The 13810-nt window shown below is 55.7% G+C and carries 9 protein-coding genes; 4 read left to right on the plus strand and 5 right to left on the minus strand.

The window, feature by feature from the left end:
• The first annotated feature begins 467 nt into the window (after window positions 1-467).
• From J2Y91_RS00555 to rcsB, 3 genes are read left to right on the plus strand one after another with little or no spacing between them, the layout of a single operon-like run.
• A complete protein-coding gene (locus J2Y91_RS00555) occupies window positions 468-1622 on the plus strand; it encodes an MFS transporter (protein WP_062818157.1) in 1155 nt (384 codons plus the stop codon).
• Window positions 1623-1637: 15 nt separating this feature from the next.
• Window positions 1638-4298 carry a phosphotransferase RcsD gene (gene rcsD / locus J2Y91_RS00560; protein ID WP_133623221.1) on the plus strand — a complete coding sequence of 887 codons (2661 nt, stop codon included), beginning with the start codon at window positions 1638-1640 and terminating at the stop codon, window positions 4296-4298.
• Between the two features lies 1 nt (window position 4299).
• Window positions 4300-4947: a response regulator transcription factor RcsB gene (gene rcsB / locus J2Y91_RS00565; RefSeq protein ID WP_048915479.1), complete on the plus strand. Its 648-nt coding sequence runs from the start codon at window positions 4300-4302 to the stop codon at window positions 4945-4947.
• Between the two features lie 231 nt (window positions 4948-5178).
• On the opposite strand, the gene rcsC is transcribed toward rcsB, so the two are convergent.
• Together rcsC and J2Y91_RS00575 are read right to left on the minus strand one after the other, a co-directional pair.
• Window positions 5179-8031, minus strand: coding sequence for a two-component system sensor histidine kinase RcsC (rcsC, locus tag J2Y91_RS00570; protein ID WP_133623220.1), 2853 nt, complete (start codon window positions 8029-8031; stop codon window positions 5179-5181).
• Between the two features lie 101 nt (window positions 8032-8132).
• Complete coding sequence (locus J2Y91_RS00575; protein WP_048915477.1) at window positions 8133-9107, minus strand: helix-turn-helix domain-containing protein; 975 nt, start codon at window positions 9105-9107, stop codon at window positions 8133-8135.
• Window positions 9108-9186: 79 nt separating this feature from the next.
• On the opposite strand from J2Y91_RS00575, the gene J2Y91_RS00580 reads away from it, so the two are divergent.
• Window positions 9187-10173: an alpha/beta hydrolase family protein gene (locus J2Y91_RS00580; RefSeq protein WP_133623219.1), complete on the plus strand. Its 987-nt coding sequence runs from the start codon at window positions 9187-9189 to the stop codon at window positions 10171-10173.
• A gap of 28 nt (window positions 10174-10201) precedes the next feature.
• Here the strand turns inward: J2Y91_RS00580 and J2Y91_RS00585 are convergent, their stop codons facing one another.
• From J2Y91_RS00585 to gyrA, 3 genes are all read right to left on the minus strand, one after another.
• Window positions 10202-10402: a hypothetical protein gene (locus tag J2Y91_RS00585; RefSeq protein ID WP_133623218.1), complete on the minus strand. Its 201-nt coding sequence runs from the start codon at window positions 10400-10402 to the stop codon at window positions 10202-10204.
• On the minus strand, window positions 10383-10868 hold the full coding sequence (locus J2Y91_RS00590; protein WP_133623217.1) for a hypothetical protein: 486 nt from the start codon (window positions 10866-10868) through the stop codon (window positions 10383-10385). The genes J2Y91_RS00585 and J2Y91_RS00590 overlap by 20 nt, the downstream gene beginning before the upstream one ends.
• A 156-nt stretch (window positions 10869-11024) precedes the next feature.
• Window positions 11025-13661, minus strand: coding sequence for a DNA topoisomerase (ATP-hydrolyzing) subunit A (gene gyrA / locus J2Y91_RS00595; RefSeq protein WP_048915474.1), 2637 nt, complete (start codon window positions 13659-13661; stop codon window positions 11025-11027).
• Window positions 13662-13810 lie beyond the last annotated feature (149 nt).

A 13810-nucleotide genomic window follows, 5' to 3' on the forward strand; every position in this document is an offset into this window, starting at 1 on the left:
CAGCTGACAGTAATGATTTGATTTAAATCCAAGAAAAATCCTAATCAGCAGCGAGAGGAATGGGCGATTTATTAGGTCAGAGTGGATTAAAAACAGGTAATACCCCCCGGTGAGTTTCGCGAAAATTTCATGTTGATTCGTGACATTCAGCACAAGTTTTATCCCAGACAAATGTCTGGTGAGGAACGGTCATAAAGTCACTGCCAGCAGAATTTTTTTACGCTTTTCCAGTGATTTGGCTTAAGGAGTGATCCCCGTCACGTTTTCCAGGACTCCTCTGGAAATTTGCCCTTAAGCGACAATTCTGATTAACAGCCGCATTTTTTCAGGTTATTAACTCCTCTACCCTAATGTAGCTGGATTGATGCCAGCGCTTTTAACCTCATTCCGCCAGGGTTTAGCTTCTTAAAACAGGTCAGATGTGGTAAAAATTGGGGCTAATTTTTGTGGCTGGCAATAGGGATAAAATGACGACAGTGGATGCGCAAGCCTCTGATACTCAAGCGCGAGCAGTACAGCGCGCAACGCGAATAGCGTTTTTGATCGCCGGTATCGGGATGGCGTCGTGGGCCCCGCTGGTCCCCTACGCTAAACAGCGTGCTCAGCTGAGTGACGGCTCACTCGGTACCCTGCTGCTGTGCCTGGGTTTAGGCTCACTGATCGCCATGCCGCTCACCGGCGTGCTGGTCGGCCGCTTCGGTTGCAAGCGGGTGATGGCCACCGGAAGTGCTCTACTGCTGGTCCTGCTGCCTCTGCTGGCATCGCTCTCAACGCCCCTCTCGCTGGGCCTGACGCTGATGGTATTTGGTGCTGCGATCGGGTTAATCGACGTGGCGATGAATATCCAGGCCGTGGAGGTCGAAAAGGCCGCAGATAAGGCCATGATGTCGGGCTTTCATGGCTTTTTCAGCGCGGGGGGGATTGTCGGTGCCGGTCTGGTCAGCGCGGCCCTCGCCCTTGGCGCCAGTCCGTTAGTTGGCGTGCTGTTTATCGATTTATTACTGGTCCTGCTGTGGCTGGGCTGCCAGCGTCACCTGATGAACCAGCGCCTGCACCAGCCGGATACACCGCTGTTTGTGATGCCGCGTGGCTGGGTACTGTTCCTTGGAGTGATGTGCTTTATTCTGTTTTTAACCGAAGGCGCAATCCTCGACTGGGGGGCGCTGTTCCTCAACCAGGCTCGTGACCTGCCTGCCGCTCAGGCCGGGCTGGGCTATGCGGTGTTCTCGGTGGCGATGACCATTGGCCGCTTAACCGGCGACCGAATCGTTAACTATTTTGGCCGCACCGCGACGCTATTCTGCGGCACGCTCTGCGCCGCCGCCGGGATGCTGCTGGCGGTGTTGGTGCCGAGTACGCTGGTGACGCTGCTGGGTTTTATGCTGATCGGTTTTGGTGGTGCCAATGCCGTACCGATTATGTTCACCGCTGCGGGTAAACAGCAGGTGATGCCGGTCAATCTGGCGATTTCGGCCATGACAACCATCGGTTATGCAGGTATTCTGGCAGGCCCGGCTTTAGTCGGATTTATCTCACAGTTGTCCAGCCTGTCGGTGGCCTTCAGTGCCATTGCCGCGCTGCTTTTAGTCGTGGCTGCCAGCGCCCGACTGATTACACGTTAACTGGGGTTTCATTGCATGTTGCCATATAAATTTCCGCTGACATCCGGCAATGTTACGCGCTTTTTTGTGATGTTTATCGTGGTGCTGCTCCTGGCATCAGGATTTATGATCCACAACGCGGTAAACGCCTGGTTGACGGAAAAACGTTATGCGATGGCGGATATCACCCATGCCATGCAGAAGCGCATTGATACCTATCGCTTCGCCACCTGGCAGATCTATGAAAACCTGGCGGCCAGCGCGGCCGGTATGCCATCGAACAGTCTGCAGGAAACGCGCCTGCGCCCGGACGTCTACTATCTGGAAAAAACCCGTCGTAAAACCGAAGCGCTGATTTTTGGTTCTCACGATAGCGGCACGCTGGATATGACCCTGCGCATGAGCAACTACCTTGATACGCTGTGGGGCGCGGAAAACAGCACCTGGTCGATGTACTTTTTGAACGGCCAGGATAACAGCATGATCCTGGTCTCTACCCTGCCGCTGAAGGATATGGCCACGCGCTACAAAGAGAGCGCCATCAGCAATATCGTTGAGGCACGCCGCGCGGAGATGCTGCAGCAGGCCAACGCCCTGGACGAGCGCGAGAGCTTCTCGCCGCTGCGCCGCTTCAGCTGGCAAAACGACCACTACTTTACGGTACGCACCACTTTTAATCAGCCGGGTCACCTGGCAACCGTGGTGGCGTTTGACCTGCCGGTGAATGACCTGGTCCCGCTCAATATGCCGCTGGAAAACTTCCAGTTGAAGCAGGATGCCGCACCGGTGGCGGAAGGGGATGACAATCAGGACAGCAACGGCAGCACGCGCATTGACTGGGTTAACCCGAATATTGAAATTGCCGCTTCGCTGGCCAGCACCCCGCTACAGCTGGTTTATCGCGTACCGATCACCGGCCTGGTCATTGATACCCTGCACAATCTGCTGTGGCCGCTGCTGGCAAACCTCGCGCTGCTGATCATGTCGCTGGCTGGGCTGTTTTTGCTGCGCCAGCAGTCGCTGCGCCCGAGCGAGAATCAGAGCGCAGAGCTGGAGTCATTGCGCCTGCTGAACGAAGAGATTGTTGGCACGCTGCCGGTCGGTCTGCTGGTGTATGACTTCGCCAACAACCGCACGATTATCAGTAACAAGATTGCCGAACATCTGCTGCCGCATCTTAACCTGCAAAAGATTATCAATATGTCCGATCAGCATCAGGGCGTGCTGCAGGCCACGGTGAACAACGAAGTGTATGAGATCCGCCATGCGCGCAGCGTCATCTCTCCGCATACCCAGCTGTTTATGATGCGCGATCAGGACCGGGAATTACTGGTCAACAAGAAGCTGCAGAAAGCGCAGCAGGTGCTGGATAAAAACCACCAGTCGCGTCAGCAGCTGTTACAGAACCTGGGTCATGCCCTGCAGCGCCCGCTGCATGATGTTATCGGCCGTTTGCAGTCGCTCGGGGCGGAACACCCGCCTGAGCAGCTCGAAGATTCGCTGGAGGCATCAAAGGCTCTGAGCCGCCTGGTGGATGATATCGTGCTGCTGAACCAGCTGGAAACCCTCGACTGGGCGCCGGACGCCTGCAGCTTCAGCCTGCAAACCCTGCTGGATGAGCTGGCGGTAGAGATCCTGCCGATAATGCGCCGCAAAGGGTTGACGCTGATGATTAACAACACCCTTAGCAGCGATGAGATGCGTTTCGGTGACCGCCGGGCCATTGCTAAAATTCTCTCAACGCTGGTGCATTACGCGGTGACCACCACCACCTGGGGCCGCGTCAGCATCACCATCAGCGCACCGCCAGAGCGCGCCGACCGCCTGTCGATTGAGATTGTCGATACCGGCGCGGGGCTGTCCGCCGATGAGATGGCGAATACCGATTTCCCGTTCCTCGGAGAGACGCACCAGGATCGTTTTGGTCAGGCATCCGGTATGGCCTTCTTCCTCTGCAAGCAGCTGTGTAAACAGCTTGGCGGGCATTTGGACATTGCGGCGCGCCCGGATATTGGCTCGCGCTACAGTATTCAGCTACACGCCCCGCTGGAGCCACAGCAGGATCAGGAAGAGAAACTGCTGGAAGGGGTTAACGCCCTGATTGATATTACCGTTGATGACGTGCGTAAAATCGTGGTGCATCAACTGGAAAACTGGGGCGCGAACTGTATTACGCCAGACGAGCGCTTCTCCGGCCAGGAACATGATGTGCTGGTGACTGACGATCCACAGCGTTTAACGCCATGGTCGCTACTGCTCACGGATGATGAACCCGGTTTCAGCCAGCTGGCTGCAAATCAGTACCGCGTGAACTTCAATATCAGCAGTGCGATGCAGGATGCGCTGCTGACGTTGATTGAACAACAGCTTGCCCGGGACGAGTTGACTGACGAAAATATGGACCCGCAGGATACGGCTCAACTTTTCGCCAGTGGCTACTTCCAGCTTTTCGTTGATACAGTACCAGATGATGTAAAGAGGCTGTATAATGAAGCCGCAGACAGGGATTACAGTGCGCTGGCTCAGACCGCACACCGGCTGAAAGGCGTGTTTGCCATGTTAAATTTGCTACCCGGCAAGCAGCTTTGTGAAACGTTAGAACTGCACATTAAAGAATGTGACGATTCAAACATTAAAAATACCACCAGTGAAGTTGACACTTACGTCGATGAACTGCTGCAGCAAGGTAACCAATAATATGAATAACCTGAATGTCATTATTGCCGACGACCATCCTATTGTTCTGTTCGGCATTCGTAAGTCGCTTGAGCAGATTGAATGGGTCAACGTTGTAGGCGAATTTGAAGACTCCACGGCCTTAGTTAACAGCCTGCCTAAGCTTGATGCGAACGTGCTGATCACCGACCTTTCTATGCCAGGTGAGAAATATGGCGACGGTATTACGCTGATTAAATACATCAAGCGTCACTATCCCGACCTGTCGATTATTGTTCTGACCATGAACAATAACCCGGCGATCCTGAGCGCGGTACTGGACCTGGATATCGAAGGGATTGTCCTGAAGCAGGGTGCACCAACCGACCTGCCGAAAGCGCTGGCAGCCTTGCAGAAGGGTAAGAAATATACTCCGGATAGCGTGGCAAAACTGCTGGAGAAAATCAGCGCGGGTGGCTACGGTGACAAACGTCTGTCGCCGAAAGAGAGCGAAGTATTACGCCTGTTTGCTGAAGGTTTCCTGGTGACTGAAATTGCCAAGAAGCTGAACCGCAGTATTAAAACCATCAGTAGCCAGAAGAAATCAGCGATGATGAAACTGGGTGTTGATAACGATATTGCCCTGCTGAATTATCTCTCTTCAGTGAGCATGTCTCCTTCCGTAGATTAAGCCAATATTCACCTGGCGGGTCGACCGGAAAAAATGGTCGACCCCTACGAGGGAATGTGTAACGGGTCGACCGGAAAAATGGCCGCCCCCTGCGAGGGAATGTGTAACGGGTCGACCGGAAAAATGGCCGCCCCCTGCGAGGGAATCTGTAACGGGTCGACCGGAAAAATGGCCGACCCCTACATGGGAATTTGTAGGGGCTGACCTTCTTTTCCGGTCAGCCCTTAATACTTAAACGCTACCCCTGCCCTTTCTCACCCGCTCCGCATAAAACGCCAGCGCCTGCTGCAACGTATCCATCGTCACCGGCTTCGACAGGCAGTTATCCATTCCGGCCTCAATACAACGCTGCTTCTCTTCGGCCAGCGCATTCGCGGTCACGCCGACCACCGGGAAAGTTTGCCCCAGCTCGCGCAGGCGCTGCGTCAGACGGTAGCCATCCATATTCGGCATATTGACATCGGTCAGCACAATATCAATCTCGCTGCGGCTCAGTACATTGAGGGCATCAATACCGTCCTGCGCCGTTTTGACGCGGTAACCCAGCGAGCCGAGCTGATCTGACAGCAGCATGCGGTTGATCGGATGGTCATCAACCACCAGAATCAGGATATCGTCATTGCTGACGCCGCTCTCCTGCTCAACCAGCGTGGCCGGTAATCCTTCCGGCATCGCGACTTCCACGCGATAAATGCGCCCAAGCAGCACCGGCAGCTCGTGCGGCGTGGTCGTGGCGCACAGCCAGCGCCCCGGCAGCACTTCGCGCGGTCCGTCATTATGACGATTGTCGAAGCGTATCACAGCGCGCACGTTCTGTTCCGGCTGGCAGTCGTAATCGCAGATAATCACGTCCTCCGCTTCAGCCTCACCCTCGTAGCGCCGCACCTGGATGCCATGACCACGCAGCATTTTGTCGAGGAATTCCGCCAGCTGATCGTTACGCACCGCCAGCCAGCACTGTTTATCCTGCAAGCCATCATGCAGCTCGGGGGTCATCACCCGGCTGTTGTAGAGCGGTATACGAATAATAAACTGGCTGCCCATCCCCGGCTCGGAGTCCACCTCAATATCGCCGTCCATCATGTTGATCAGCTTCTCACAGATCGCCAGCCCGAGTCCGGTTCCCTGGAAATTCCGCTGCACGCCGCTGCCGACCTGGAAGAACGGGTCAAACAATCGGGTCAGCTCCTTCGCCGGGATCCCCACGCCGCTGTCGCGCACGCGGAACGCCAGGTAACCATCCTTGACGTAGGCGTGCAGAACGATGCCGCCGGTATGGGTAAACTTGATGGAATTACTCAGCAGGTTGGAGATCACCTGCTGCAAACGCATCGGATCGCCGTCCAGCGTCACCGGCACGTCGCTGTCGATAAAGCACCACAGCGTCAGACGCTTTTTCACCACCATCGCCAGATAGTTGGAGGTGATATGCGCTATCACCTCACGCGGGGAAAACTCACGCGGCTCAATCTTCAACTGCTCAGACTCGATTTTCGAGAAATCGAGGATATCACTGATGATTTTCAGCAGCAGGCTGGAGGAGTTGTTCATCGCCGTCACCAGCGACTCCACGCCTTTCGGTAAGGTTTTGGTTTGCAGCAGGTCGAGGTTACCAATAATGCCGTACAGCGGGGTGCGTAGCTCGTGGCTGACGGTGGCGAGGAACATCGATTTCGACTGGCTGGCCTGCTCTGCGGCCTGCGCCATCTCCTGCAGCGACTCTTCCATCTTCACGCGCGCGCTGACATCCACCAGCACGCAGATCGCCACGTTTTCATTGCGGTAGCGTGAATGCACAAAGCTGATTTGCAGGTTGGTATTGCTTCCGGTCAGCACGTCGACAAAGTTAACCTGCTGTCCGCAGATAATCTCGGTCAGACGCAGCCGGTCTTCCTGGGTCAGCATGGTGAGGTAGTTGTGCGCCAGCTCGTTACTCAGAATATTGGTGCCGTCGCTGGTGCGCAGAATGCAGATCCCGACCGGCGCCGAAGCGACAATTTTGCGGTTGAACTGCTCATGCTCTTCCAGCCGGTGTGCATTATCCTCGGCGGGGAGAAACATGCGGCGCTCGAACAGCCAGGCGAGGGTAAACAGGATAATCGCGCTGATAATATTCAGCAGGATGGCGTTGATCAGCAGCATTTTTAGCGGCTCAATCATCGCGCTGGTCGGCACCGAGTACACCACGCTCAGGGACGAAGGCGGCAGCTCTTTTTTCATCACCAGCTGTTTGTACCCGGCAACATAGCCAAACCAGCTGGCGTCATCAGGGAGATCGTCGGCGGAAAAGGCCAGCGCGCCGCGGGACGAAGAGAGCACCCGCTGGTTGTTCTGATCGACCAGCGTCACCGCCACCGGCAGGTTGCCCGGGGTGATAAAGTCCTCCATACGAATGCTCTGCTCAATACCGAGCAGCGCCGCAACCTTATTCGCCACATAAACCGGGGTGATCATATAGTAATAGCCGACCCCCGGCTGCGCGGTTGGCGACACCCAGAACAGGCTATTTTTGCGCTCCTCTTCGTTGCCGCTGCGGTACTTCAGGATGCGTTCATGCAGCGATTTCAGCGCTCGCTCACGGTCGACGGAAGCATTCCCCACCCCGAAGTCCGCCAGGCACTGGCTCTCGCCACCGACGAAAAATACCCGGTTCAGCTCATAGGCCGAGGCAAAGTTCACTTTCCAGTAATTGAGGAAATAGCTGAGCGATTCCAGCGAATTACGCCAGGTGTTGCTCATCGCACTACAGTCTGAATCGGCATAAAGCGGGTAGAACTGCGGCAGCGTACTCTTACCGGGAAACACGCCGTTCAGCACATCAAGCCCGCTGGAGGAGGTATTCAGGCGGTTTTCAGCAATAAACTTCAGCTCGCGCGTCACGTCTGCGGAGTGACGCACGTACCACTGAGTCTGGTCATAGCTGGTATTAAACTCCTGGCGAACCTGGGACTCTCTCTCGTGCAGGACGTTAATAATGTAGAACGTTGTCAGCAAGGCACCCAGCATCCACAGCATCAGCGCCAGCGCACGGAACAGGTAGCGCGAGATTTTTAACGTTGTACGGAAAGAGACAAGATATTTCAAACGGGACCCACGCAGCCATCAGCAGTGATAAACAGAGTGCCGATACAGTAGCGTTCACCTGCTGAAAAAGCCAGTTATCCCCGCCCCGCCCCCGCTCTATTTCAGCTAATTCTGCTTTGTTCCCCGGACTCTTTACGCCACTGCGAGGGGGTTTTGCCGGTAATGCGCAGAAACTCGCGATTAAAGTTTGATTTGGTCTGGAAACCGACGTTTTCCATGATCTCAATGATCGTACTCTGACTGCGGCAAAGGTGCTCGCAGGCTTCAGCAATTCGCCAACTGTTAACATATTGCGATACGCTCTGGCGGTGGAGTGCATTGATGGCGGCGGAGACCTGACGACTCGGAATTCCTGATTTACGCGCCAGCTGCTCGAGGTTCAGTCCGGTCTCGCGATGAATACCGCTACGCATCAGCTCATCGATGCGCTCGAGCACGGCGGCGTCGCCCTCTTTCACTTTGCGCGATTTTACCGCCGTGCTGGCGGTGGCAGGCGTCAGCAGTAGCGTCAGGGCCACCAGCAGGCAAACCAGTAAATTACCGCAGGCTGTTAATAGCTGAACCCCGCTGCCCGCCCTGTATTCCAGCAGCCCCGCAACGCTGATGTCGATCAGCGCGACCGCGATTAGCAAGACGGCCAGCAGACGCCAGCCATTCACGCTCAGGCCACTGCTCTCCAGCGGCAGCTGGCAGAAAGTGTCCCTGCCCTGACGCAATGTTATCAGCATCGCTGCTGCGCTACTCATCCAGATGACTGCCATCAGCCCATCAATCGCCTGCGGTAGCCACAGGATACTGCCCGCCATTAACAGTAGCGCCAGCACGCTAAGCGCAAGATGCAGCCTCTGCCCGGTGGCCTGGCACAGTGCCAGATAGCAAAACAGCGGCAGCGCGACTGCCGTCAGCGGCTGTATTATGCGCAGCTGATTAAACTGCGGCAGTGCCCCCAAACCGGCAACCACCGTGTGCAGCAGGAAAACCAGCAGCAGCAGACGGAAGAACGCGCCAGCCTGACGTTTCTGCACCAGCAGCAGCAGGCAGGCAAAGCTAAGGAGAAAATTTATCGGTATTAGCATAGGACTCAATCGCGATCGAGGACGCCAGGCGCCTGTAAAGTTCTGATAATGTGACTTTTATACGCGAGGAGTAAATAAGATGCGCCTGATTTTTCTGTTTTCACTGATGCTAATCAGTTTCTCGAGCTGGAGCTATTCCGTTGCTACACAGCAGGAAACGCTCAGTAATCCTGCCCTGAAGCGCACGCTCAATGTCCGTATTTTCTACCCCAGCGATAGCCATCGGGCGGCCAGGTTGCAGGCAGCAAGCCCGGTGTTCTCTGGATTTTATGCGTCAGAACAGGCTCAGCCTGCTGCAGGTCAGTTTCCCCTGATTGTGCTGAGCCACGGCAGCGGCGGTAATAACAGCAGCCTGGCCTGGCTGGCCGTGCCGCTGGCGGCGCAAGGGGCCATTGTGATTGCCGCTAATCACCCGGGCAGCACCACCGGCGATTCCAGCCCCGATACCGACCTCACGCTGCAGACGCGCGACCTGTCGTTTTTAATCACCCACTATCTTGATGACGCCAGATGGCGGCCTGCCATTGACGCCAACAGGATTGGTGCTATCGGGCATTCAAAGGGCGGTTACAGCGTGCTGGCACTGGCCGGGGCGCGGATAACACAGGCACGGCTGGTTGATTACTGCCGCAGCAAACCGCAGATGCCGGACTGCCAGTTTTATCAGCGCGGGCACCTGCCGCTGGCACAGCGATCGGCGGCCACGCTGGCGGCCAGCTATCGTGACCCGCGAGTGAAGTTTGTCGTCGCTATCGACCCGGCAATGAGCGATGTTTTCACTCCCGCCAGCCTGCATTCCATTACCCTTCCACTGCTGGTGATTGCCGCGGGCTATTATATCCGCGCGCAGCCGGAGATTAATTTGGGGGTGGATAGGTTGCCGCTACCGCTGTTGCACCTGCCACAGGCCGGGCACTTTGACTTCCTGCCGCAATGTCAGCCAGCGGCACAAGCGATTCTGGCAGAGGAGGGGGAAGCATTTATTTGCGAAACATCGCGGGAAAAGCGTGAGGAGGTACATCAGCAGACAATTACCGCCGTCAGCGCGTTTATTCAGCGCAGCTGAGCAGCGGGAGTTTCAATATGGAGTGAACTCAGCGTTTCGATTTGAGTTCAGGTTTGGCAGAGAGGTCGGGGCCAAGGAAAGGCTCCAGCGATCCATACTCGAGCAGGATTTGGCGTATCCTCGCACTGCTTTCCAGAAACATCTGGTCCATCGCTGCGCCGATCGCTTCCCGCCGCTTTGAGGTGGCTATGATGCTCATATCCATAGCACTACTTTTTTTCAATGACATATACTGCCTCCTGCAACCACGTCTGATTATAGATAAATCCTTTTTCAGCGGCATGACGCCGCAGCAATCTATCGTACATTTTCCCTAATGCCGGATGGATTGGCATAGCCAGAAGAGAGGCTACAAGCTGATGCTGAAGAAAACTCTCCACCGCCTGGCCGACCCCTTCTGCCAAAAACCGTATCAACTCACTGTAGCTAAATGCCATACGGCGGTCGACTCTGTAGCGGGCACCAGGTTCCGACGAGAATAGCGCGTCATATGGATAAAAATCAACCAACCAACAGCAATTCTGTAGGTAATAACCAGACCAGTAACAACCAAAGCAGTTATGGATCATCGTTGGTAATCTTTTTATCTCAACAACATATTCATTGTTTCTACCCCCTGACTTTTTAACCGAAACCAGATAACTCAGCGCGTTGGCTAATAGCGGTGATGAGAACGCCTTAACAGTAATATCCATGGCCACCTCTCCTTTTGGGTACCCGCGGGTTGTATCACTCTCTGCTCTGCTGGTCAGATTTGGCGCTGCATCCTGCGTAGCGTCTTCCAGATCCCCAGATTTCAGGCAAAAAAAAGCCGGTTCAGCTGAACCGGCTTTTTCATCAGGGCTTAACGATTACTCGTCGTCGGCCTCTGGCGCTTCATCGTCATTGTCGACTTCAGGTGCGATATCATCATCGCCTTCCGCCACGCTGCCGTCGATAGCATCGAGCTCTTCTTCCGCTACCGGCTCGGCCACGCGCTGCAGGCCAACCACGTTTTCATCTTCCGCGGTACGGATCAGGATCACACCCTGGGTGTTACGCCCGACCACACTCACTTCAGAAACGCGGGTACGCACCAGCGTACCGGCATCGGTGATCATCATGATCTGATCGCTGTCGACCACCTGTACCGCACCGATAACCGGTCCGTTACGCTCGGTGACTTTAATCGAGATCACCCCCTGAGTCGCACGCGACTTGGTCGGGTATTCGCTGTTGGCGGTACGCTTACCGTAACCGTTCTGCGTCACCGTCAGGATGGCGCCGTCATCACGCGGCACAATCAGGGAAACCACGCGGTCACCTTCTGCCAGCTTGATACCGCGCACGCCTGAGGCGGTACGGCCCATGGCACGCACAGCGCTTTCAGCGAAGCGCACCACTTTACCGGCGGCAGAGAACAGCATGGTTTCATCCGTGCCGTTAGTCAGGGCCACGCCGATCAGTTCGTCGTCGTCACGCAGGTTGACGGCAATAATACCGGCGCTGCGCGGACGGCTGAACTCGGTCAGCGCGGTTTTCTTCACGGTACCGCTGGCGGTCGCCATAAAGATGTTCCAGCCCTCGGCGTATTCACGCACCGGCAGGATCGCGGTAATACGTTCATTCGCTTCCAGCGGCAGCAGGTTGACGATTGGACGCCCACGCGCACCGCGGCTCGCTTCCGGCAGCTGGTAGACCTTCATCCAGTAGAGACGACCACGGCTTGAGAAGCAGAGGATGGTGTCATGGGTGTTGGCCACCAGCAGGCGGTCAATAAAGTCTTCTTCTTTAATACGCGCTGCCGATTTACCCTTACCGCCGCGGCGCTGCGCTTCGTAATCAGTCAGTGGCTGATACTTCACGTAGCCCTGGTGCGACAGGGTCACCACAACGTCTTCCTGGTTGATCAGGTCTTCGATGTTGATATCGGCGCTGTTGGCGGTGATCTCGGTACGACGCGCGTCGCCGAACTGATCGCGGATCAGCTCCAGCTCTTCACGGATCACTTCCATCAGGCGCTCTGAACTGCCCAGAATGCGCAGCAGCTCGGCAATCTGCGCCAGCAGATCTTTATACTCGTCGAGCAGTTTTTCATGCTCAAGGCCGGTCAGTTTCTGCAGGCGTAAATCCAGGATAGCCTGCGCCTGCTGCTCGGTCAGGTAGTACTGGCCGTCACGAATACCGTACTGCTCTTCCAGCCACTCAGGGCGGGCGGCGTTGTCACCGGCACGTTCCAGCATCGCAGAAACGTTGCCCAGCAGCCATGGACGGGCAATCAGGCCCGCTTTTGCTTCGGCTGGGGTCGCAGCCTGGCGGATCAGCTCGATAATCGGATCGATGTTTGCCAAGGCCACGGCCAGTGCTTCAAGGATATGAGCACGGTCGCGCGCTTTGCGCAGTTCGAAGATGGTACGGCGGGTGATCACTTCACGACGGTGACGCACGAAGGCTTCCAGAATATCCTTCAGCGGCATAATCTTCGGCTGGCCCTGATGCAGTGCCACCATGTTGATGCCGAAAGAGGTTTGCAGCTGCGTCAGCGAGTAGAGGTTGTTTAACACCACTTCGCCCACGGCATCGCGCTTCACTTCGATGACGATGCGCATACCGTCTTTGTCAGACTCATCGCGCAGGGCGCTGATGCCTTCCAGACGCTTCTCTTTCACCAGCTCGGCGATTTTCTCGATCAGGCGCGCTTTGTTCACCTGATAAGGAATTTCATGCACGATGATAGTTTCACGGCCGGTCTTGGCATCCACTTCCACTTCGCCACGGGCGCGGATGTAAATTTTGCCGCGACCGGTACGATAAGCTTCTTCGATGCCGCGACGACCGTTGATGATAGCAGCGGTGGGGAAGTCCGGGCCTGGGATGTGCTCCATCAGGCCTTCAACGGTGATGTTCTCATCGTCGATATACGCCAGACAGCCGTTGATCACTTCGGTCAGGTTGTGCGGCGGAATGTTGGTCGCCATACCGACTGCAATCCCCGAAGCACCGTTAACCAGCAGGTTAGGTACGCGGGTTGGCATCACTTCTGGGATCTGCTCGGTGCCGTCGTAGTTTGGCACAAAGTCGACGGTCTCTTTTTCAAGATCCGCCAGCAGTTCGTGAGCAATTTTGGACATGCGCACTTCGGTATAACGCATCGCCGCAGCCGAGTCGCCGTCGACGGAACCGAAGTTACCCTGGCCATCGACCAGCATGTAGCGCAGCGAGAATGGCTGCGCCATACGCACGATGGTGTCGTACACGGCGGTATCACCATGCGGGTGATATTTACCGATGACGTCGCCGACAACACGGGCGGATTTTTTATAGGCTTTGTTCCAGTCGTTACCGAGCACGTTCATAGCGTAAAGCACACGGCGGTGAACCGGCTTTAAACCATCACGGACATCTGGCAGCGCACGGCCAACGATGACCGACATTGCATAATCCAGATAAGAGTTCTTTAGCTCTTCTTCGATATTGACCGGTGTAATTTCGCGGGCGAGGTCGCTCATGGACGCGCTTTCCTTCTGTCTTATTCCCGGATTCAAAGGTGCGAAAGTATATCACATCGCGGGCATGTGTTGAATGGAAAGCATCGCTTTGGCCGCTTTATTGCATTCTGTTTTTAGCGCAGGCAACAACCCTGGCTGTCAGGGGCGGG

This window comes from Erwinia aphidicola (assembly GCF_024169515.1).
Lineage (GTDB): Bacteria > Pseudomonadota > Gammaproteobacteria > Enterobacterales > Enterobacteriaceae > Erwinia > Erwinia aphidicola.